The organism is Methanocaldococcus infernus ME (genome assembly GCF_000092305.1).
Taxonomy (GTDB): domain Archaea; phylum AGJL01; class Methanococci; order Methanococcales; family Methanocaldococcaceae; genus Methanocaldococcus; species Methanocaldococcus infernus.
This window is the reverse complement of sequence record NC_014122.1, coordinates 836,297-857,299: the sequence shown is the minus strand read 5'-3', so window position 1 is coordinate 857,299 and position 21,003 is coordinate 836,297. Positions and strand designations below refer to the sequence as shown.

Genomic DNA, 21,003 nt, shown 5'->3' with positions numbered 1-21,003 from the left:
TTTTTTATTTTATTAAGTTTAGAGCTTTATTTGTCTTCTCTATAGATTTAAACTTATCATCTTCCATCTCTAACATAGCTCTTATACAATCTATATTTTCAGGGACCACTATACTCTCTTGATGGACAGCTTGCATTAAGAATATTTCATTTCCTAAGGTATTAACACTCTCTTCCCAGACACATAACTCTGGAAGATCATATCTTTTCCTACCTAAGTCTCTTGCAAACTCTATAATTTTGGCTGTTGAGCTAAATCCTTCTTTTTCTCTAACCAATATTATCCTTGGAGTTTCATTAATTTTCTCTAAAATGTCTTCTCTTTTAACTTCACTCTCAACCTCAACCATTAGGGTGTGTTGATGCATTAAGGTGGTTGGAACTATTACAGCTGAAGTTATTATCTTATCTTTAAGCTCTGGAACTACTGAAACTACATCTGGACCATGGTGAGAAGGAACAGTTACAGGATTTGGCTTAATAGCATTTATTGGTCCAGTTTTATCATCATTTGGATCTGCTCCTCTCCTAACTAAAACAACTCTTGCCTTTTTTATCCCAAAGTCTTTTAGAGCATATAAGATTCTACATAAACCAGTTGTGTTACAGGAAACAACTCTAACATAGCTCTTACCATAGCATCTTTCATAGCTCCAGAGGGCATTAAAGTTATCTTCAACATCCTTAGCCTTCTCACCACCTTGCAAAATAGCCTTAACCTTATTTGGCTTATATATCTTCTCTAAGTTTTCCTTCCCTACCTTCTTTGGAGCCCCATCTACAACAATGTCAGCCTCTTCAATCACATCTAAGATAGTTCCTTCTATAGGAATTCCAGCTTCTTCAAAGGCTTTTACTCTCTCTTTATCTGGGATGGCACAATATAACTTATAGCCTAACTCAGTGGCTAACTTAGCATCAAAGTCTGGCTTTGTCTTTGTAACTCCAATAACCTCCATATCCTTCTGAGCTGAGACTGCATCAGCTACCCTCTTCCCAATAGAGCCATAGCCATTTATCAAAACCTTAGCCTTCATTATCTCACCAAAATTAATTAATTATCTCCCCTTCAACTAAGATAGGAGGACTTATTAACTTCCCTCTCTGCTCACTTCCTTTTAAAGGAAGAGCCTCTTTTAGCAAGTTAAAGATATTCCCACTAAATAAACCTTTCTTTATTGGAATTATCTCTCCATCTTTATATAAATAGGAGTTTTGAATTTCAACAGAGAAGTCTCCAGTTATCATATTTGCAGTATGAGAGCCAATAACACACTCTATATAAACATAGTTATCAAAGCTCTCTATTTTATTATTGGTTTCTCTTATTATTAAATTATTTGTTGAGATGTAGGGAAGAGAGGAATAGCTCCTTGAAGCATTTCCAGTACTTCCCCTCCCTTCTTTTAAAGCTCTCTTTATGTCATAGATATAGTTCTTTAAAACCCCATCCTCTACAATGGTGGTTTCACCCTTAGCTATCCCTTCCCCATCAAACTTAGAAGAGCCAAGCCCATAGTCAATAACTCCATTATCTATAATTGTTAAGTGCTCACTAAAAACTTGCTCTCCTATCTTATCTTTTAATACACTCCTTCCTCTTTGAACATTTTCAGCATTTATAGCTAATTTTAAAGGAGTTAGGAGAGAGCTTAATGCCCTTGGAGATAAAATAATATTTCCCTTGTATCTTAACTTCTTTCCATTAACTCCCCTCTTAGCAAGCTCATTAACCTTCTCAACAATCTCATCTAAGTTGAAGATATCTACCCTTGTCTTCCCCTCATAGGCTGTTTCATCTTTATAGATGGTTGAGATGCCAGCTGAGAATAGAGTGTATGTTTCCTCAACATCTAACCCATAGGAATTAACAATTCTAACCTTCCCTACACCCTTCCCAACACCTCCAGAGAGAGGAGTGCCAATAATGTTATCTCTTAAGTATATCAATAGATCAGCAAGCTCCTTATCCTCTAACTCCAAAACCTTCTTAGAAAATACTTTTGGATTTTTATATTTTGATGGGTAGGCAAAGTCTATTTTGTCATTAACCAAGTTTTTCATAGCATCATAAACTACTTTTTCACTCAACTCCTTTGAGTAAGAGAAGCCAACCTTATTATTTTTCTTTACCCTAACCCCTATACCAAAGCCTTCATGGTGTTCAAAGCTATCTAAGCTTTTCCCATCAAGTTCCACATCTAAGCTAACTCCTTCCTCAATGAAGATCTCCACATCAAAACCTTCCTTTTCACCAATTTTTAAGAGCTTCTCTATCATCTTAATCCCTAAAAATTTAATTGTTTGCTAAAATAGAAACTGAAAAATCTAAATATCTAAAAAATCTAAAAAATAGTCTTACTTAGACAACTCAATCATTCTCTCAATAGCTTTCTTAGCTTTCTTAATAGTATCCTCATCTAACTTTATCTCATATCTCTCCTCTTCTAAGCTCTTTAATATCTTCTCCAAGGTTATCCTCTTCATCTCCTTACAGATGGCATCATCTCTTAGTGGAATCAATTTCTTTTTTAACCCTAATTTTTCAAGTTCTAACTCAATTCTTCCTATTAAGTCTCTCTCAGTTCCTATAATGAATTCTTCCTCATCAGAGTTTAAAACATATCTAACCATTCCACTTGTACTTGCTATTACATCAGCCTCTTCCTGAACCTCTGGGTTACATTCAGGATGTACTAAGAGAGTAGCCTTAGGATATAGCTTTCTAACCCTATAGACATCTTCTAAGCTAAACTTTTGATGGACATAGCATCCTCCATCCTCTGGAATGTTTATAATTTCTTTCCCAGTTCTCTTTTTTATATAGTATGCTAAGTTTTTATCAGGACCAAAGAGAATTAAATCTTCTTCCAAGGAAGAGACTATCTTATCAGCATTTGCTGATGTGCAAGTTATATCTGCTAAAGCCTTAGTTTCAGCAGTAGTATTTACATAGACAACAAGAGGAGCCTTATACTTCTCTTTATATTTTAAAATTATCTCTCTATTAAGCTGATGAGCCATAGGACACTTAGTTCCTTCAATCTCTGGAAGTAAAACCTTTTTCTCAGGATTCAATATCTTGGCTGATTCAGCCATAAAGTCAACTCCAGCAAAGACTATAATGTCAGAGTTGGTTTCACTTGCCTTAATACATAGCTCTAAAGAGTCTCCAACAAAGTCAGCTATCTTTAAAATCTCCTTTGGCTGATAGTTATGGGCTAAAATAATAGCATTTTTTTCTTCCTTAAGCTTGTCTATCTTTTCTACAATGTTCATAGTTCCACCTTGAAACCCTCTAACCTTAGCCTCTCTAAAACTTCTTCCCAGCTTGGCAAATTACTCTGACACCCTTTTTCTTCAACAACAAATGAGGCAACAGCTGAGCCAACCAAGCCACAGGTTTTTAAGTCATAGCCCTTAATGTAAGAGGATAAAAATCCAGCCCTGTAAGCATCTCCTGCTCCAGTTGGATCAGTAACTTTCCTTGGCTTGATAACTGGAATCTCAATTATCTCATTTTTTGTGAATATCTTACTTCCCTTACTTCCAAAGGTTACAACTAAGAGATCTAAGTGATTTAAGAAGTCTTCTAACTCATAATTTAGCAATTTCTTAGCCCTCTCAAACTCATGCCTATTCATAAATAAGAAATTGGCATAATTCAAAATGTCTTTTAAATCCTCTCTACTGTATAGGGGAAGATCTTGTCCTGGATCAAAGGAGATTAAACTCTTTTTATAATTCTTCTTTGCACACTGCAGGTTAAACTTAGGATCACCAGTGGCCAAATGGACAATCTTTGAATTAAATGTTGGAGCCTCTATCTCTCTATAGTGCTTAGCAGCCCCCCAGAGAAAAAAGGTTATTTGGTTATTTTCTTTATCTGTGAAGATCCAAGCCTTTGGAGTTTCTTCCTCTTCAGAGTAGTAGAGATTTAACTTAACTCCCAAGTTTTCTAAATATTTTTCATACTTACTATTTCTAAAATCATAGCCTACACAGGAGAAGAGCTCTGAATCTACTCCAAGCTTCTTTATCCCCACAGCTGTGTTAGCTGCTGCTCCACCAAAGTAAAGCTTAGCTGATGGGATCTGAACTGATGTATTTGGCTCTGGAAATTTCTCAACATTAAAAATATAGTCTAAAGCTGTATGGCCAATACATGTTATCATATCTGATCCACCAAACTCTTTAATTTCTCTCTTGCTCTCTCATTAACCTCTTTATATATGCTGTTAAAGTTTGAATCCATAGTTACAACCAAAGGACCAAAGTTTTCAACCTCTAACTCCCAAACAGCCTCTGGCATCCCTAACTCTAAAAAATAGACATTCTTAACCCTCTTAATACTCTTTGCCAATAAGGCTGCACAACCTCCAGGGGCTGATAAGTATGAAACCTTATACTCATGGAAAGTCTTTAAAAGCTCTTCTTTCATCCCTCCCTTACCAACAATGGCTGAGATCTTAGTTAATTTAATAAACTCCTCCTCTAAAGAGTTCATCCTTGCTGAAGTTGTTGGGCCTATAGAGATGCATTTCCAACCATTCTCAGTTTTTTTCATGATAGGACCAGCATGGTAGATAATAGAGTTTTCTAAGTTAAAAGGTAACTCTTCCCCTCTCTTTAACAACTCTATAATTTTCATATGAGCCTTATCTCTTGCAGTGTAGATAGTTCCAGAGTAATAGATGATGTCACCAACTTTCATAGTTTCACTCAAATTCTATAGTTGCTGGTGGCTTGTCAGTTATATCAAAAACAACCCTTGCCACATTTGGAATTTCTGAAGTTATCCTCTTACTTATCCTCTTCAGCAAGCTAAAAGGAACCTCTGGAACATGGGCAGTCATGGCATCTATTGAGCTAACCAATCTTATGGCTACAATCCAGTTATACTCTCTCTCATCTCCCTTAACCCCTGTTGCCTTACAGTCAAGAACAGCTGCAAAGTATTGCCAGAGCTCTCTATCTAAGCCTTCTTTTTTCACTTCTTCTTCAACTATTGCATTAGCCTCTCTACAGATCTCTAACTTCTCCTCAGTTACTTCTCCTAAAACTCTGACAGCTAACCCAGGACCAGGGAAGGGTTGCCTATAAACTATGCTCTCTGGCAACCCTAAGGCTTTGGCAACTTCTCTAACCTCATCTTTATAAAGCTCTCTTAATGGCTCTACAACCTCTAAAACCATCCCATGGGGGAGAGCAACATTATGATGGCTCTTTATCTTTCCTTCAGTTTCTATCCAATCTGGGGCTATTGTTCCTTGGACAAGCACTTCAGCCTTAACCTTCTCAGCAATTTCTTCAAATATATCAATGAATAACTTTCCTATGATCTTCCTCTTCTCCTCAGGGTCTTTAACCCCTTTTAAAGCCTCTAAAAATCTTTCTTTGGCATCAACAACAATTAAATTTAGGCCTAACTGATCTCTAAAAACCCTCTCAACCTCTTCCCTCTCCCCTTTTCTCATTAACCCAGTATCTACAAAAACAGCCACTAACTTATCTCCAATAGCTTTATGGGTTAATACTGCAGCCACAGAGCTGTCAACTCCTCCACTTAAGGCAATTATAGCCTTTCTATCCCCTATCTTCTCCTTAATTTCCTTTATAGCATCTTCAATAAATTTCTCTGGGCTAAACATTGTTTAAACCTCCAAAAATTTTTAAAATAAAAAAAGAGATTAAATTTTTAAGTTGGTTATTCTAATGCCTGTCTCAGCTTTATACTTGATATTTAGGGCTATTAATAGAGCTGTTATACTCTCAACAATTCTTGACTTTTCCAAGTCTCCACAGTCTATAACCCTAACTCCATCTATCTTTTCCAAGATCTCTTTAACAACTCTCTTAGCCTCTTCATCATCTCCAGTTATTAAGATGTCACAATCAACCTCTTTCTCAATGTCTCTAAGAACTTTATTACTAACATTCTGTAAGGCTCCAACAACCTTACTCTCTTTTAAAATATTCTGAACCATCTCAGCCACAGAGCCATCTGGAGGATATAAGAGCCTTGTAGGTTTGTCTCCAATAGCTGTAGCTAAGGGAACTCCCATAGAGATAACTATCTTTCCCTTCAACTCATCCTTTAAAGCCTTAATTGTTGGAATAGTGTATTCATAGGGAATTGATAAGACTACAACATCTCCTTCCTTAGCAGCCTCTATATTGTTCTTCCCTTCAACCTTCCCCTTTAATCTCTCCCCTAAAATTTTTTTAATCTCCTCTACTGTCATTAATGCCTTTTCCTCACTCCTTGACCCAATGATTACATGAAAACCTTTAATGAGAAGTCTTAAAGCTAAGGCAAAGCCTTGCTCTCCAGTCCCTCCAATGATGGAGATTTTCATTTACTCTTCACCATATAGTATTTTAGCTATCTCTCTTAGGGTTTCTACACCCCTTGCCTCTGTCTTTAAGAGAGGGACATAGGCTATAACCTTATCTCCAAACTTCTCCTTAATCTCTTCCAATCTTCTTAATTGTAGCTCTCTCCTTGCTCTACAGAATTCACACTGAACATTTTCAGGGATTAATTGGTTGACAATAACAGCATCTATATTAATTCCATACTTCTGAAGAGCCTTCATAGCTCTTTCACTCTCTAAGATACTCATCTCCTCAGGAATAACCACTAATCTAAAAGAGGTTCTCTCAGGATCTGAGAGAATTGCCCTTGCCTTCTCTATCCTCTTCTTCATCTCTTCAAGCTCTTCTAACATCTTATCATAGTCAATATCCTCATCCTTTCCTCCAAATGGTAAAAACTTCTTAAACATCTTCATAAAGCCACTCATCTGCTTTCTAATTTTTATCATCTTGGTTAAGTATTTATCCATAATCTCTGGCATTCCTAAGAATCTCAATGTATGTCCAGTTGGAGCTGTGTCAAAGATGACAACATCAAACTCATTATTCTCCATATACTTTAAAAAGGTGTCAAAAGCAGCACTCTCATCAGTTCCTGGGGAGAGAGAAGCTATTTCTAACTGCTCTTCCAACATCTCCCCTAAGAATGGATTTTCTTCAATCTGAGCCTTCAACTTCTCCTTATATTCCTCCATAGCCTTCTGAGGATCTATTTCAACAACATATAGGTTGTCAAAGCCCTTAACCTTTGTTGGCTCATGACCAAACTCCTGCTCAAAGATATCTCTCAATGAATGAGCTGGATCAGTTGAGACTATAACAGTCTTAACCCCCTTGTTAGCTAAATAAACCCCTGTTGCTGCACTCATGGTTGTTTTTCCAACTCCTCCCTTACCTCCAAACATAATATACTTTGTTCCCTCCTTCTCTAACTTCTTTTCTGTTATACTTTTTAATTTATTTTTAATTGCTGATAACAATAGACTTCACCCTCAAAAACTTTTATAGGTTTTTAATAATTGAACTTAGTTTTATATTTTTTTGATAATCTCTTCATACTTTTTCTTAAATTCATCAAGATTTTTTATTGTTGTGTCTAAGGTTAGAGGAGTTAGAGAAATATGCCCTTTCTTCCTTAAAACATAGACATCTGTATCCTCTTCCTCCTCATAGACAGGATAACCATCTATCCAATAGTAACTTCTTCCCCTTGGATCCACCCTTTCCTCAACATGTGTTGTATACATCTTCCTTGCCAGCCTTGTTATCTCTATTGGAGTTTCAAGAGTAGCATTTTCAGGAATATTTAAATTTATGACATCACAGGGAAAATTATGCTCTAAATATTTCTCAGCTATCCTAACAGTTATCTCTGCTGGAACACTGAAGTCTATAGGAATGTCAAGCTCTCTAAATTTTAGGTGATCAGAGGTTATCTGTAAAGATGAAGCTATTGCCTTAGCTCCATGATGAGCAGCTTCAAAGGCAGCCCCTAAGGTTCCAGAGGTCATAATTTCAGTTCCTAAGTTTTCCCCTATATTAATTCCAGAGATAACCAAATCAGGAACCTTATTTAAAATCTTATATATCCCCAAGATTACACAGTCAGTAGGTGTTCCAGAGACAGCATAGCCATAAATATCTTTGTCTAACTTAACCTTGCTCATCCTCAGGGGTTCAAATAAACTTATAGCCCTTCCTATCCCACTCTGTTGATTTGTTGGAGCAACAATTACAACATTGGCATCTTCAAATCTATTTTTTATGGCTCTGTAAAGTGAGACTAAAGAAGGGGAGTAGATTCCATCATCATTAACTATTAATATATCCATTATCCCACCACAAAAGAAATAGTATATTCAAATAAATGAAAATAGGGTTTATAAAAAATAAATGGTGCCGAGGGGGGGATTCGAACCCCCGACCTCCCGGTTTCCCAGGACCCCAGCGGAATGCTGGGGAAGGTCCGTATGAGCCGGGCGCTATAACCAGCTAAGCCACCTCGGCACGGGATATAAATTAAAACCAAAGAGATATATAAAATTTACTTATATTAGCTAAACTATATATAGAAAATAACAAAATAGAAAGCTTTTTATATTTTTCTGTTGATGTTATATATATACTTTTTGGGGAGAGGATGAAAATAAAAGTTCTTCATAAGACACCTAAAGGGTTCATCATAGGAAGAGGTCAGGCAAGGATAGGAGATAAGGTCTATTATAAGAGAAAGTTATATGGTGTTGTTGTAGACATCTTTGGCCCAGTAGCTAAGCCATATATTAAGATCAAGCCCTTAAAAAATTTTATCCCTGATGTTGTTTTTATTGATAAATCCAAATATAAAAATAAAAAGTGATGTCTATGGCTATTTTAAAATATGAGGAGAAGAAGAGAGAAGAGGAAAAAAATGAGGAAAAGGAGGAATTAGTTTGTCCAATCTGTGGAAGTAAGGAAATTGTAAGTGATTCTTCTGAAATTGTCTGTGCTAAGTGTGGTTGTGTCATTAAGGAGCAAATATTTGATGCTGGGCCAGAGTGGAGAGCATTTGATCATGAGCAGAAGGTTAAGAGATGTAGAGTTGGGGCTCCAATGACATATACTATACATGATAAGGGATTATCAACAGTTATTGACTGGAGAAATAAAGATGCTTATGGGAAAGATATTTCAGCCAATAAGAGGGCTGAGCTTTATAGATTAAGGAAGTGGCAGAGAAGAATTAGAGTTTCAGATGCCTCTGAGAGGAACTTAGCCTTTGCTCTCTCTGAGTTGGATAGAATAGCCTCTAAGTTAGGCTTGCCAAAGCATGTTAAGGAACATGCCTCCCTCCTTTACAGAGAGGCTGTACGTAAGGGGTTAATAAGAGGAAGAAGTATTGAAGGTGTGGTAGCTGCAACCATCTATGCAGCCTGTAGAAAGTATAGAGTGCCAAGAACCTTGGATGAGATAGCCGAGGTTTCAAGGGTTGATAAGAAGGAGATAGGTAGAACTTACAGATTTTTAGCAAGAGAGTTAAAGATAAAGTTGGCTCCAACAAATCCTATAGACTATGTTCCAAGATTTGCCTCTGAGCTTGGCCTACCTGGAGAGGTTGAGTCAAAGGCTATACAGATATTAAAGAAAGCTGCTGAGAAAGGATTAACAAGTGGTAGAGGCCCAACAGGAGTGGCTGCAGCTGCTATATATATAGCAAGTGTCCTTTTAGGGCATAGAAGGACACAGAGAGAGGTTGCTGAAGTAGCTGGAGTTACAGAGGTTACAATAAGGAATAGATATAAGGAATTAACTGAACACTTAGATATAGATGTCACACTATGAAAACCTTGGCCTTAATAACAACAAAGCCAGGATTTGAGGATAGGTTAAAGAGGGAGTTTAGCTTTATAAAATATACTCCTTTTAGAGGGATATTAAAGGTTAAGGGAGAGAGCTTAGAAGAGATTTTAGAGGAAATTAAGAAATCAAAATATATTTTTAAGCTAATTCCTATTGAGAGAGAAGGAAGCTTAGAAGATATTGAAAACTTAACTTTATCTTTAATTGAAGAGAAGAAGCCAAGAGGAAGCTTTGTAGTTAGATGTAATAGAAGAGGAAGGCATAGCTTCACAAGTGAAGAACTTGAGAGAGCATTAGGGGAGAAAATTAGAGAGCTTGGCTATAAAGTTAGCTTAAAAAATTTTGATTTTAAAGTGAATGTTGAGATCTTGCAAGATAAGGCTTACATAAGCTTATTTACTAAAGATTTTAAAGAGATTGTTTTTGAGGAGAATATAAGGAGAATGGAGAGAATAAATAAATATAAGGAGAGGCCAATATCAAGAGCTGAAAATAAGATTAGAGAATTAATAGATAAATTTCCTCATATTTTTAAAGACTTGAATGTTGTCTTAGACATAGGCTCAGCACCTGGAGGTTGGGTTAAGGTTTTGAGTGAAGTGTCTAAGAAAGTTTATGCTGTTGATCCAGCAGAGCTAAAGGTTAAAAGAGAGAATATAGTTCATATAAAGAAGAGAGCTGAAGAAGTAGAGATAGAGGAAACCTTAGATTTAATAACCAATGACACCAACCTTTACCCATTAGAATCTTTTAGCTTGATAGAGAGGTTCTTAAAAAATCTAAAAAATAATGGTTATATAATTTATACTTTAAAGGGAGAGAGGGGAAAGGTTAAAGATAATTTAAGGGAAGTTTTAAGCTATATAGATAAGTTGGAGAATATAAAGTTAGAGAAAGTTGTTAAGTTAAAGAGTAATACAAGGTGGGAGAGAACCCTAATTTTAAGAAAGGTGGGATAATACTAAATCCAATTATTCTCTACCTAACTATTTTATTTGATAGGCTTCTTGGAGAACCTCCTGAAAAGATACATCCAACTGTTTTAATTGGTAAGTTAATTTTATACTTAGAGAGGGTTTTACCAAACACTGAAGGGAAACATAAGATTTTAGATTTTATAAGTGGCTCTCTCTTGGTTATAGTTACTATTTTAATAATATTTATTATTATAAGCTTCATAGAGAGCTTAATAATCTCTCTCCCTTTTTACTTATCTATTCCCCTCTACTCACTAATTTTATCAACCACCATAGGCTACAAATCCTTAATAGAGTTTTGTAAGGCTCCAATTTTAAAAATTGATGACTTGGAAGAGGCTAAAAAAGAAGTGAGGAAAATAGTAAGTAGGGATGTCAGTAACTTAGATAGGGATCATGTGTTATCAGCTGCTGTTGAGAGCTTAACAGAAAATATAACTGACAGTATTATAGCTCCTCTTTTCTATGCTATTCTTTTTGGTTTAAAAGGAGCTTTCATTTATAGAGCTGTGAATACAATAGATGCTATGATAGGCTATAAAAATAGGAGATATTTTTACTTTGGAAAGTTTGGAGCAAGGTTAGATGATATCCTTAACCTTATCCCTGCAAGGATCTCTTGTTCTTTGTTAATTTTAACCTCTCCTCTCTATGGAAACTTTAAGAAAGCTCTTCTTGGCTTGAGAGAGGTTAATAAATTAGAGTCTCCAAACTCTGGCTACACAATGGCAATAGTGGCTAATGCTTTAGACATAACCTTGGAGAAAATAAATTATTATAAGTTAGGCTCTGGAAAGATAACTAAGGAAAAAGCTTTAAAGGCTTTCTTAGCTGTTGACCTTACTGTTATAGCTTTCCTTTTACTCTATACAATTATTTTTTTGGCTTTTTCTTTTTCTTCTTCTTTTTCTTATTTTTAAACTTCTTCTCCTTCTTTTTCTCCTTCTTCCTCTTAGGAGGCTTTGGATACTTCCTTCTAATTTCTTCAACTCTCTTCATCAACTTTTCCATTAAAAAATCTGCTATATAGTCATTATTTACATCAGCCCTTGCTGCAATAGCTAACTTACAAGCTAAGGCTCTTGCTATCTTCCCCCTCTGCCACTTTGGAGAGCCCTGAATGAGAGGATGGTTATAGATAACTCCATGCTTTGGTGGAGGAACTTTCTTCCTTAAGTGGGCAAATAAAGCCTTCTCAGCACCTAAAACTTGGATGGTTGAAGCTGGTAACTTAGCTAATCTATCTAAACCTCCAGCTAAGCAGATGAGCTTAGCTCCTAAGGTAACCCCTGCTAACTTACAGAGGTTAGGGGCATTTTCATTCATAAGTCTTTCTAAGTAACTATAGAGTTCTTTCCTTTTTTCATAGAGCCTTTTTACTTCCTCAGCAAACTTCACTATAGCTTTTAAATCTTCATCCTCTAACTCTCCACCCATTGAGTTCTTAGCAGCCTTAGCTATCTTTTCAGCCAACTTTGAAGGTAGAATTTTTTTAAGCTTTGATCTTGTAAAGTTCTCTCTTCTCCCAAACTTTATAATGAGATCAGCAAAGAGCTCATGTTTCTCTATATAGCTATCTAACTCAGGGAAGTATAGAGAATACCATTCCCTCAACCTTTCAGAGAGTAAGTTTATAACCTTATCTAAGTCAGAGATGGCTTCAGAGACTTGAATAATAACCTTATCCTTCTGGTGAGAATAGCTCTTTATCAACCTCTTAGTTAACTCCTGACCCCAAAGGCTCATCTTTTCTCTAAAGTCATTGTAATCTTTAAAGTAGCCAAGCTCTTTACCTATCTCAAATAAATTTTCTCTAATGAAGTTTCCAATCTCAAAAGGTTCAGTTGAGAAGAGCTCAACCTTAACCTCTCCCCAATCCTCTATTCTCTCCAAAACCTTATTTGGGTTAACTCTAAGGAGATAGAGGAGTTCAGGGATCTCCTCCTCTTTAAATAGTAATTTATATTCAATATCTTCTAAGCTTTTAATTTCCTCTTTAGAGCTTCCAAAAATTCCAAATGGTGCTATTGAGACATAGATCATTTACTCCCCTCTCACAATTTTAGCATCTAATATTTTAGCTCCATCTTTATAGGCTAAGATAGGATTTAAGTCTATCTCTCTTATCTCATCATGGATATAGAAGAAGATGGAAAGTTTGAAGAGCAAGTCTATTAAGTAATCTAAATCTACCTCTATTCCTCTATAGCCCTTTAACAACTTACTTCCTTTAAGCTCATTCAACATCTCTCTTATATAGTTTCTATCAACAGGAGGGATAGCAAGGGAAACATCCTTTAGCACTTCAGTAAAGATTCCACCTAAACCAACTAAAAATAGAGGATATAAGCTTCTCTTCCCTCCAAATATTAGCTCAACTCCTCTTTCATCTATATACTCCTCAATTAAAATTTTATTTCCAAATTTCTCAGCCAAGTTTTTATAAGCCTCTCTCACATCCTCAGGGTCTATTATAACAGCCCCAACATCTGTTTTATGATAAACATTTAAAGCTTTTAAAACCACTCTTCCTAATTTTTTAGCCACTTCTTCAGCTTCTTCTTCACTCTCAACTATATAACCCCTTGGAACAGGGAAGTTGTAAAGGGAGAGAAGTTTTTTAATTGAATATTCATCTCCTTTCTTAATTAGCTCTCTAATTTCCTCCTTATTCTCTTCTTTAATATTTAAAAATTCTTCTAAAATCTCTTTAATCTCTTCCTCATTTTCCTCTCTCATCTTTAGCTTATAAAATTTATATAAATTAGATAAAGCTTTAACTCCATTCTCTGGGGTTATGTAAGATGGAATTCCATGCTTCCTTAAAAAGCTCTTAGCCCCTTTAACTGAAACTCCACCAATAAATGAGGTTACTAAAGGCTTGACCTTTTCAACTCTCACTAACTTTTCAGCAACCTCTAAGGGCTTAGTCATCTCTTGGGGGGTTAAGATAATTAAGTAGCCATCCATATTTTTATCCTTCATCACAATCTTAACAACCTTCTCATATCTTTCAGGGGTAGCATCTCCAATAATGTCAAGTGGATTAGAGATATTTGCATTCTTTAACACTTCCTTCAACTCTTCCTTAACACTAAATTCTGGTAACTCTAAGTTATAGCTCTCAGAGGCATCTGCTGCTAAAACTCCAAATCCTCCAGCATTTGTTATAATTCCTACTTTATTTCCTCTCATCTCTGGCTGTGTTGAAAAGACATGTAAGGCATCAACAAATTCCTCAAAGGTTTCAGTTATGATAAAGCCACACTGCTTAAAGATAGCTTCATAAAGCTCATTCTCTCCTGCCAATGCTCCAGTGTGTGACTTAGCTGCTCTCTTCCCAGCTTCACTTTTCCCAGCTTTTAAAACAATGATAGGCTTTTTCTTAGCCACTTCCTTAGCCACTTTCAAAAAGTTTTTATCCTTTAAGCTTTCTAAGTAAATCCCTATAACCCTTGTCTCTTCATCATCCTTTAGTATTTCTAAGATGTCACTCTCTTGAATATCTATTTTATTCCCTAAGCTAACAACCTTAGAAACTCCAATATTTAAGAGAGGAAGAATATCTAAGATTGCATCTATGACAGCTCCACTTTGTGAGATTAAAGAGATATTCCCCTTCTCAGGAAAAACCTTTGAGAAGGTGGCATTTAAATTTATATGAGCATTTATTAGCCCAAAGCAGTTAGGTCCTATAGCTCTTATATTATACTTCTTTAAAATACCTCTAACTTTATTTTCTAACTCTACATTTCCAACCTCAGAGAAACCAGCTGAGATGATGACAACATACTTAACCCCCTTTTTTCCACATTCTTCCAAGACTTGGGGAACAACAACATTGGGGACAACAATTATAGCTAAGTCAATTTTGTCATCAACATCTAAGATAGACTTGTAACATTTAATTCCAAATATTTCACTATACTTAGGATTTATAGGATAGAGCTTACCTTTAAACTTTAATAAGTTTTTTAATATAGAATAGCCAGCCTTTCCCTCCTTTGGTGTGGCTCCTATTATAGCTATAGCCTTTGGGTTAAACATTATTTAAACCTCCAAAGAGTTTAATTTTTAATTTAGTGATTTTTATTAAATAGTTATTATTCAAATTATATAATATTATGGTGAAACTATGAAATTCTTTAATCGAGAAAAAGAAATTAGAGAGATTCTTTCTATTTTGGAGTTTGAGCCTAATTTTATCTATTTTATTTATGGCCCTATTAATAGTGGAAAGACGGCTTTAATTAACGAAGTTATTAATAAGCTTGATAATAAATATGTGGTGTTTTATTTTGACTTAAGAGAGATTTTTATTTCTAAGTATGAAGATTTTATAGAGGTTTTGTTTGAGGAGTATGAAGAGGATAAAGATCCTATAGAATTGGTTAAAGGTTTAATTAAAGATTCTTCCGTTCTCTTTGGAATTCCCGTTCCTAAAAATGTTTTAGAAGTGTTATTAACAAAAAAAGAAGAGAGGAATGTTTTTAGGTATATAACTAATATTTTATTAGAGCTTAGGAAAGAGGGAAAGAAGTCGATAATTATCTTAGACGAGCTTCAAAAGATAGGGGATTTAAAAATTAACAGCTTTTTGATTTATGAGCTTTTTAATTACTTCATAAGTTTAACTAAAGAGCTTCATTTATCTTATGTATTTTGCTTAAGTTCCGATTCTTTATTTATTGAGAAGGTTTATAACGAGGCGATGTTAAACGGTAGAGCTAAATATTTATTAGTTGACGATTTTGATAAAGAGACTGCTTTAAGATTTATGGATTTTTTAGCTAAGGAAATATTAGGTAAAGAACTATCAACTGAAGAGAAAGAATTAATTTACTCCTACGTTGGAAGGAAACCAGTACTAATAATAAAAGTTTTTAATAAGTTAAAATATAAAGATTTAAATGAAATTTTAGATTTTATGCTAAAAGATGAGTGCTCTAAACTAAAAAGATTATTAGCTAGGGTAAAAATTAGGAAGATTGGAGGAGTAGAGTATGAGAATATCATTAATGCATTAAAATTATTTAATTTGAGAATATCATTAATGCATTAAAATTATTTAATTAAAGAGGATTATATAGTTGATGAATATATTGTAGATGAAGATACAAAAGAATATTTAATTAAAAAAATATTTTATTCTTAGATCCTATTGAAAGCACTTTAAGACCCCAATCTTATTTAGTTTGGAATGCTATAAAGAAAATTATCTAATTTTTGGTGTTTAAGATGTTACAAAAAATTAGGGAGGAGCTAAATTCTTATTTTTTAGAGAGAGAAGAGGAGATAGATATAGCTTTAACTTCAATCTTAGCTAAGGAGCATACTCTATTCTTAGGCCCTCCTGGGACAGGAAAGTCTCAGCTTGTTAGGGCTATAGCTTCTCATATAAAAGCTAAGTATTTTGAGAAGTTGATAACAAAATTTACAACAGAAGAAGAGATTTTTGGACCAATCTCAATTAAAGAGCTGAAAGAAAATGATAGACTTTATAGAAAAACTAAAAATTTCTTGCCTGACTGTGAGATAGCTTTTTTAGATGAGATATTTAAGGCTAACAGTTCAATATTAAACTCTCTCCTAACTATTATGAATGAAAGAATCTTCCATAATGCTGACACTATTGAGAGGGCTAAGATAATAACCATCTTTGGAGCCTCTAATGAATTGCCTGACAATAGCTTATATGCCTTCTATGATAGATTTCTATTTAGGAAGGTTGTTGAGGGAATAAAGAGTTATGAAAATTTAATTAAATTAATTAACTTAGATGAAGAATATAAGGCTAAGACAAAAGTTAGTATAAAGAAGATTAAAAATTTACAGGAGAAGGCTAAAGATGTTGATATCTCAGAGGTTGTAGGTTATTTAATAGACATTAGGAAGAAGTTAGAGCAAAACCATATTTACATCTCTGATAGGAGGTTTAAGAAGGGAGTTAAGGCTATAAAGTGCTACTCTCTAATTAGAGGGAATAGAGTGGCTGAGATAGAAGATTTAGAGATCTTGAGATATATCTTTTGGGAAGACATTGATGATATTCCAATAGTTTCTAAGATTATATTTAACTTAATTAATAAATACTCTGAGAGGGCCTTAGAATTATTAGAGGTTATAAAAGAGCTAAAGAAAGAGTTAAGATATATAAATGTAGAGAAAATTAGTGAGTGTAAGAAAGATTACAATATGGTTATAGAGCTATTATCAAAGATGGCTAAAATTAGGTTGGAGCTGAAAAAATTAAGAAATGAGGCTCTTTTAACTGGAAAAAGTGTTAAGTTGATTGACAAAGCTATTAAGGAGAGTGATGAATTCAATAAGTATATTGAAGTGATTTTAAATGAATTATAAAAAGATTTTATCAGAAAATTTTGATGAGAGGAAAAAGATAGAATGCTTAAAAGAGATTTACAACTTGAATGTTGAGGAAATAATCTCTCTTGATATCTTAGACACTATTTACAACTTACTAACAAGAACTAAGGAGTTGGACTTTGAGCAGATAGTTTATTCTAATGTTGTTGAATCCAAAAATAAGGAGATTATTAAATATTGCCTAAAAATTATTACTAAGGTGGGGAGGGAAAGGGAAGATTTAGTTTATCTTTACATCCCATATATCATTAAACTATTGGATAGTGAAGTGGAAGATATTAAAAGATGGGCAGCTGAGGCTCTCTCAGAGATTCCTTCCTCTCTAACCATCTATTCATATCCAAAGTTAATTAAAGAAGATGGTGAGAAATTTACAGAGGCTCTATTTAAAATTATAGTTAGAGCTAAGAATAAAGAAGCCATATTATTAAAAATCTTTGAAAATTTTAACATTAGTCATGTAAAATTGATAAAGAAGCTTTACAACTATGATAAAGAGTTAGTTAAGGAATTTATTCCACTATTGGTTAAATATAAGGTGAAACTTTGAAGGAGTATAGGACAAAACACAACTCTACCATTTATTTGTTAGGAACTGCTCATGTGTCTAAGGATAGTGTTGAGAGTGTTGAAAAGGCTATAGAGGAGATAGAGCCTGATGTTGTAGCTGTAGAGCTTGATCAGAGGAGATTTTTATCTCTCATTAGTAGGGATGAGAAAAAAATAGATTTTAAGGAAGTGATAAAGAGAGGGGAATTTCTAAAAACTTTTCTCTATCTTATTCTTTCCCAATCTCAGAAGGAAATTGGAGAGAAGTTAGGGATAAAGCCAGGAAGTGAAATGAAAAAAGCTATTGAAGTAGCTAACTCCAAAAATATCCCAATAGCTTTAATAGATAGGGATATTGAAATAACCTTCTCCAGATTGTTAGAGAAGCTAACCTTTAAGGATAAAATTAATCTCTTAAAGGCTCTCCTCACTGAGGAAGATGTTGGAGAAGTTAATGAAGAACTTTTAAAAGAGATGAAAGAGAACCCTGAGAAGTTTATTGAGATGCTTAAAGAGTTGTCTCCAAAAATTTATGATGTTTTTGTAGATGAAAGAGATAAGTTTATGGCTAAAACTCTCTATGAGGTTAGTAAAGGGAAGGAGAAAGTATTAGCTATTGTTGGAGCTGGGCATGTTAAAGGAATCATTAACTATTTAAGTAAGTTAGATAATGGGGAAGAGATAGATATCTATGAGCTCTTAAAGGTTAAGAAGAAGAGATTTAGCTTAGCAAAATTTTTAGGATATACAATTTCTTTAGCCATCATCATTATCTTCTTGTATGCTCTTTACTACTCTCTAACTAATCCTCAACTTCTGAAAATGCTAACCCTAAACTGGATTCTCTTCACTGGTGGTTTGTCAGCCTTAGGAGTTATTTTAGCAAGAGGAAGGTTATTAACAGCTTTAATAGCCTTTGTTTCAGCTCCTATAACTACCCTAATCCCTCTCCCTTTTGTGGCTGTTGGAACCTTAACTGCTCTTGTAGAGTTAAAATTTACAAAGATCTCTGAGGAAGATATAAACTCTTTATTTAAGACATCTTCAATAAGAGAGCTATTAAATAACAATTTATTTAAAATATTATTGGTGATGACACTCTCAAACCTTGGAGCCTCTATTGGGGTTTTTTACTGCATGGGTAAGTTTGTTGGATTATTATAGTAGGTGATGCTAAATGAGATATCCAGCAGTTGCAGGCTTATTTTATCCTTCAAATCCTGAGGAATTGTTAGAGATGATTGAGAGCTGTTATTTACATGAGCTTGGTCCTAAAAAGTTACCATCTATTGGCTCTTATAGCATCTTAGGCTTAGTTTGCCCTCATGCTGGCTATATCTACTCTGGCCCTATTCAGGCCCATTCCTACTTAGCCCTTTCCAAGCATGCTGATCCCTCTGAGGAAATAACTGCTGTTATCTTAGGGCCCAACCACACAGGCTTAGGTTCAGGAGTTAGTGTTTCAGCAGATATATGGAGAACCCCTTTAGGAGATATGGAGCCAGATAAGGAGTTTATAGACTTACTATGGAGAGAGTGTGAAATCATTGACTTAGATGAGACAGCTCACTTACAAGAGCATTCTATAGAGGTTCAGCTACCCTTCTTAAAGCATTTAGAGCTCTTAGAGATAGCTAAGTTTAAGATAGTTCCTATCTGTATGATGTTTCAAGACTATGAAACTGCTATAGAGGTTGGTTACTTTATAGCTAAGGTAGCTAAAGAGCTTAATAGAAGAGTTGTAGTTATAGCTTCCTCTGACCTCTCTCACTATGAACCCCAAGAGATAGCTGTAGAGAAAGATAGGATTGTTATCAATGACATTATAAAGATGGATGAGAAAAGGTTGTATGAGGATGTTGTAAAATATAATATTTCAATGTGTGGTTATGGCCCAGTAATGGCTATGATAAGGGCTTTAAAAGAGCTTGGAGGAGAGAGGGCTAAGCTCTTAGCCTATGCAACCTCTGGAGATGTAACAGGAGATTACTCGGCTGTTGTTGGTTATTCCTCTATAGCCATTAACAGACTCTTGGAATAGGATCACCAATAGGAGGCTCTAAAATTCTCCTACCAAACCCTGTATCTAATAAAACTTTATCTGTCTCTTTAGTTGCATATCCAATAATTTCAGCATCTTTTCCATACTTATGCTTTTTTAAAATTTTTAAGCACCTCTCAGCCTCTTCCTCAGGGACAGCTATAACAACCTTTCCCTCATTTGCCATAGTTAGAGGATCTAAGCCTAAGATGTCACATAGGGCTTTTACTTCATCTTTTATTGGAATCCTCTCTTCCTCTACAACTATCCCAATTTTACTTTTCTCTGAAAGCTCATTTAACCCATTGGCTAAGCCTCCTCTGGTTAAATCCTTTATAGCGTGAACCTCCACCTTATCAATAACCTCTTCTAACATCTTATTCAGTGGAGAAACATCAGACTCTATATTTCCCTCAAACTCAAAGCCTTCCCTTGCCAGTAAGATAGAGAGGCCATGCTCTCCAACAGTTCCTGAGACTATAATAGTGTCATTTTCCTGAACTCCTGAGTCTTTTATTAACTTTTTAACAATCCCAACTCCAGAGGTTACAATGATTAGCTCATCTATGCCATCAGAAACCTTAGTATCTCCTGTAATTATTGGAACCTCAGCCTCCTTAGAGGCTAAGTTTATTGATTTTATAACCCTTTCTAACTTCTCCTCTTCAAAACCTTCAGGGATTATTAAAGATAGGGAGAGAGCTAAGGGCTTGGCTCCAACACAGGAAAGATCATTAACAGTTCCACAAACTGACAATTTTCCAATATCTCCACCAGGGAAGAAGATGGGTTTAACAGTGTAACCATCAGTGGTTAAAGCTATCTCTTTATCTCCTAAGAGGATGGTTGAGGAATCATCTAAATCTTCCAACCCTAAGGAGCCAGCTCTTTTAAGCTCAATATTCTTTAATATTAAATTTTTTATTAGCTCCTGCATCACCTTTCCTCCAGCACCATGTAACTTAGTTATCAATTTACCTCACCAAAAAATATTTTTAATAAAAAATTCTTTCTTAGTTAAAGGTAAAATAGATTTATGGGATGCTGATGCAAAAAGAACAGTTGATGAGATTACATCAATTTTTTGTTTATCTTGCTAAGGAAATTATTAAAGATTGTGAAAATAATGACTGTAAAGAACTCTTAGAGCTTTACAATAAATTAGAGATTAAGCCCCATCATATCCATAGGTTAAAGAATGAGCAGAAGGCAGCTATTTTACTGTTGTCAGCCTGTATCTCAAAATGCTTAGAGGAAGAAATAGACATTCCTAAAAACTTATCTGAGAAATTAAAGGAGAATGCTCTAAAATATTTAAATGGAGTTAAGAGATAAA

At 34.8% G+C, this 21,003-nt stretch carries 21 protein-coding genes, 1 tRNA gene and 1 pseudogene; 10 read left to right on the top strand and 13 right to left on the bottom strand.

The annotated features are described in order from the left end of the window. Positions 1–4 precede the first annotated feature (4 nt). From METIN_RS04750 to METIN_RS04705, 10 genes are all read right to left on the bottom strand, one after another. Positions 5–1,036 carry a type II glyceraldehyde-3-phosphate dehydrogenase gene (locus tag METIN_RS04750; RefSeq protein ID WP_013100357.1) on the bottom strand — a complete coding sequence of 344 codons (1,032 nt, stop codon included), beginning with the start codon at positions 1,034–1,036 and terminating at the stop codon, positions 5–7. Positions 1,037–1,049: 13 nt separating this feature from the next. Beyond that, positions 1,050–2,279 carry a TldD/PmbA family protein gene (locus METIN_RS04745; protein ID WP_013100356.1) on the bottom strand — a complete coding sequence of 410 codons (1,230 nt, stop codon included), beginning with the start codon at positions 2,277–2,279 and terminating at the stop codon, positions 1,050–1,052. A gap of 78 nt (positions 2,280–2,357) precedes the next feature. Further along, on the bottom strand, positions 2,358–3,278 hold the full coding sequence (gene nadA, locus METIN_RS04740) for a quinolinate synthase NadA (RefSeq protein ID WP_013100355.1): 921 nt from the start codon (positions 3,276–3,278) through the stop codon (positions 2,358–2,360). After that, positions 3,275–4,174 (bottom strand): carbohydrate kinase family protein, encoded by a 900-nt coding sequence (locus METIN_RS04735; RefSeq protein ID WP_013100354.1) that lies wholly within the window; start codon positions 4,172–4,174, stop codon positions 3,275–3,277. Before METIN_RS04735 ends, nadA begins: the two co-directional genes overlap by 4 nt. After that, positions 4,171–4,713 carry a FumA C-terminus/TtdB family hydratase beta subunit gene (locus METIN_RS04730; RefSeq protein ID WP_013100353.1) on the bottom strand — a complete coding sequence of 181 codons (543 nt, stop codon included), beginning with the start codon at positions 4,711–4,713 and terminating at the stop codon, positions 4,171–4,173. The genes METIN_RS04735 and METIN_RS04730 overlap by 4 nt, the downstream gene beginning before the upstream one ends. 4 nt (positions 4,714–4,717) lie before the next feature. Next, positions 4,718–5,650 carry a glutamine-hydrolyzing GMP synthase gene (gene guaA / locus METIN_RS04725; protein WP_013100352.1) on the bottom strand — a complete coding sequence of 311 codons (933 nt, stop codon included), beginning with the start codon at positions 5,648–5,650 and terminating at the stop codon, positions 4,718–4,720. Between the two features lie 39 nt (positions 5,651–5,689). Beyond that, entirely contained in the window at positions 5,690–6,358 is a 669-nt protein-coding gene (npdG, locus tag METIN_RS04720) for an NADPH-dependent F420 reductase (RefSeq protein ID WP_013100351.1), read from the bottom strand. Further along, complete coding sequence (locus tag METIN_RS04715) at positions 6,359–7,357, bottom strand: TRC40/GET3/ArsA family transport-energizing ATPase (protein WP_013100350.1); 999 nt, start codon at positions 7,355–7,357, stop codon at positions 6,359–6,361. It abuts the gene before it with no gap. 51 nt (positions 7,358–7,408) lie between these two features. After that, positions 7,409–8,209, bottom strand: coding sequence for a 5'/3'-nucleotidase SurE (gene surE / locus METIN_RS04710; RefSeq protein ID WP_013100349.1), 801 nt, complete (start codon positions 8,207–8,209; stop codon positions 7,409–7,411). A gap of 62 nt (positions 8,210–8,271) precedes the next feature. Next, positions 8,272–8,384 (bottom strand) — tRNA-Met (locus METIN_RS04705). Positions 8,385–8,517: 133 nt separating this feature from the next. On the opposite strand from METIN_RS04705, the gene METIN_RS04700 reads away from it, so the two are divergent. Genes METIN_RS04700 through cbiB form a run of 4 tightly spaced genes read left to right on the top strand, consistent with a single transcriptional unit; the run spans position 8,518 to position 11,613 of the window. After that, the gene (locus METIN_RS04700; RefSeq protein ID WP_013100348.1) at positions 8,518–8,736 is read left to right on the top strand and encodes a hypothetical protein; all 219 of its coding nucleotides are present in this window, start codon (positions 8,518–8,520) and stop codon (positions 8,734–8,736) included. Further along, positions 8,736–9,698 (top strand): transcription initiation factor IIB, encoded by a 963-nt coding sequence (locus METIN_RS04695; RefSeq protein ID WP_013100347.1) that lies wholly within the window; start codon positions 8,736–8,738, stop codon positions 9,696–9,698. Before METIN_RS04700 ends, METIN_RS04695 begins: the two co-directional genes overlap by 1 nt. Next, the gene (locus tag METIN_RS04690) at positions 9,695–10,675 is read left to right on the top strand and encodes a THUMP domain-containing protein (RefSeq protein ID WP_013100346.1); all 981 of its coding nucleotides are present in this window, start codon (positions 9,695–9,697) and stop codon (positions 10,673–10,675) included. Before METIN_RS04695 ends, METIN_RS04690 begins: the two co-directional genes overlap by 4 nt. Continuing rightward, positions 10,675–11,613 (top strand): adenosylcobinamide-phosphate synthase CbiB, encoded by a 939-nt coding sequence (cbiB, locus tag METIN_RS04685; RefSeq protein ID WP_013100345.1) that lies wholly within the window; start codon positions 10,675–10,677, stop codon positions 11,611–11,613. Before METIN_RS04690 ends, cbiB begins: the two co-directional genes overlap by 1 nt. Here the strand turns inward: cbiB and METIN_RS04680 are convergent. Both METIN_RS04680 and METIN_RS04675 read right to left on the bottom strand, forming a co-directional pair. After that, positions 11,567–12,736, bottom strand: a complete 1,170-nt coding sequence (locus METIN_RS04680; protein ID WP_013100344.1) for a hypothetical protein — start codon at positions 12,734–12,736, stop codon at positions 11,567–11,569. The two genes, cbiB and METIN_RS04680, sit on opposite strands and share 47 nt — an antisense overlap. Further along, positions 12,737–14,740, bottom strand: a complete 2,004-nt coding sequence (locus tag METIN_RS04675; RefSeq protein ID WP_013100343.1) for an acetate--CoA ligase family protein — start codon at positions 14,738–14,740, stop codon at positions 12,737–12,739. Between the two features lie 88 nt (positions 14,741–14,828). Here METIN_RS04675 and METIN_RS04670 point away from each other — a divergent pair. From METIN_RS04670 to METIN_RS04650, 5 genes and pseudogenes are all read left to right on the top strand, one after another. Further along, positions 14,829–15,916 (top strand): annotated as a pseudogene (locus METIN_RS04670) (ATP-binding protein). 15 nt (positions 15,917–15,931) lie between these two features. Beyond that, positions 15,932–17,053 carry an AAA family ATPase gene (locus METIN_RS04665; RefSeq protein ID WP_013100342.1) on the top strand — a complete coding sequence of 374 codons (1,122 nt, stop codon included), beginning with the start codon at positions 15,932–15,934 and terminating at the stop codon, positions 17,051–17,053. Further along, a complete protein-coding gene (locus METIN_RS04660; protein ID WP_013100341.1) occupies positions 17,043–17,627 on the top strand; it encodes a hypothetical protein in 585 nt (194 codons plus the stop codon). Before METIN_RS04665 ends, METIN_RS04660 begins: the two co-directional genes overlap by 11 nt. Next, on the top strand, positions 17,624–18,790 hold the full coding sequence (locus METIN_RS04655; RefSeq protein WP_013100340.1) for a TraB family protein: 1,167 nt from the start codon (positions 17,624–17,626) through the stop codon (positions 18,788–18,790). Before METIN_RS04660 ends, METIN_RS04655 begins: the two co-directional genes overlap by 4 nt. A gap of 13 nt (positions 18,791–18,803) precedes the next feature. Continuing rightward, positions 18,804–19,667 (top strand): MEMO1 family protein, encoded by an 864-nt coding sequence (locus tag METIN_RS04650; RefSeq protein ID WP_013100339.1) that lies wholly within the window; start codon positions 18,804–18,806, stop codon positions 19,665–19,667. Here the strand turns inward: METIN_RS04650 and hypE are convergent. Beyond that, positions 19,648–20,604, bottom strand: a complete 957-nt coding sequence (gene hypE, locus METIN_RS04645; RefSeq protein WP_048203561.1) for a hydrogenase expression/formation protein HypE — start codon at positions 20,602–20,604, stop codon at positions 19,648–19,650. The genes METIN_RS04650 and hypE overlap by 20 nt on opposite strands. Positions 20,605–20,714: 110 nt before the next feature. Here hypE and METIN_RS04640 point away from each other — a divergent pair, with 110 nt between their 5' ends. Next, positions 20,715–21,002: a UPF0058 family protein gene (locus METIN_RS04640; protein WP_013100337.1), complete on the top strand. Its 288-nt coding sequence runs from the start codon at positions 20,715–20,717 to the stop codon at positions 21,000–21,002. Position 21,003: the final 1 nt, after the last annotated feature.

Excerpts from the sequence above, each read along its gene's own strand:
- METIN_RS04675 (WP_013100343.1), bottom strand. The coding sequence starts at position 14,740 with ATGTTTAACCCAAAGGCTATAGCTATAATAGGAGCCACACCAAAGGAG.
- METIN_RS04665 (WP_013100342.1), top strand. The coding sequence starts at position 15,932 with ATGTTACAAAAAATTAGGGAGGAGCTAAATTCTTATTTTTTAGAGAGA.
- METIN_RS04640 (WP_013100337.1), top strand. The coding sequence starts at position 20,715 with ATGCAAAAAGAACAGTTGATGAGATTACATCAATTTTTTGTTTATCTT.
- guaA (WP_013100352.1), bottom strand. The coding sequence starts at position 5,650 with ATGTTTAGCCCAGAGAAATTTATTGAAGATGCTATAAAGGAAATTAAG.
- METIN_RS04690 (WP_013100346.1), top strand. The coding sequence starts at position 9,695 with ATGAAAACCTTGGCCTTAATAACAACAAAGCCAGGATTTGAGGATAGG.
- surE (WP_013100349.1), bottom strand. The coding sequence starts at position 8,209 with ATGGATATATTAATAGTTAATGATGATGGAATCTACTCCCCTTCTTTA.
- hypE (WP_048203561.1), bottom strand. The coding sequence starts at position 20,604 with ATGCAGGAGCTAATAAAAAATTTAATATTAAAGAATATTGAGCTTAAA.
- METIN_RS04700 (WP_013100348.1), top strand. The coding sequence starts at position 8,518 with ATGAAAATAAAAGTTCTTCATAAGACACCTAAAGGGTTCATCATAGGA.
- METIN_RS04680 (WP_013100344.1), bottom strand. The coding sequence starts at position 12,736 with ATGATCTATGTCTCAATAGCACCATTTGGAATTTTTGGAAGCTCTAAA.
- METIN_RS04660 (WP_013100341.1), top strand. The coding sequence starts at position 17,043 with ATGAATTATAAAAAGATTTTATCAGAAAATTTTGATGAGAGGAAAAAG.
- METIN_RS04650 (WP_013100339.1), top strand. The coding sequence starts at position 18,804 with ATGAGATATCCAGCAGTTGCAGGCTTATTTTATCCTTCAAATCCTGAG.
- METIN_RS04750 (WP_013100357.1), bottom strand. The coding sequence starts at position 1,036 with ATGAAGGCTAAGGTTTTGATAAATGGCTATGGCTCTATTGGGAAGAGG.
- METIN_RS04735 (WP_013100354.1), bottom strand. The coding sequence starts at position 4,174 with ATGATAACATGTATTGGCCATACAGCTTTAGACTATATTTTTAATGTT.
- nadA (WP_013100355.1), bottom strand. The coding sequence starts at position 3,278 with ATGAACATTGTAGAAAAGATAGACAAGCTTAAGGAAGAAAAAAATGCT.
- METIN_RS04730 (WP_013100353.1), bottom strand. The coding sequence starts at position 4,713 with ATGAAAGTTGGTGACATCATCTATTACTCTGGAACTATCTACACTGCA.
- npdG (WP_013100351.1), bottom strand. The coding sequence starts at position 6,358 with ATGAAAATCTCCATCATTGGAGGGACTGGAGAGCAAGGCTTTGCCTTA.
- METIN_RS04745 (WP_013100356.1), bottom strand. The coding sequence starts at position 2,279 with ATGATAGAGAAGCTCTTAAAAATTGGTGAAAAGGAAGGTTTTGATGTG.
- METIN_RS04695 (WP_013100347.1), top strand. The coding sequence starts at position 8,736 with ATGTCTATGGCTATTTTAAAATATGAGGAGAAGAAGAGAGAAGAGGAA.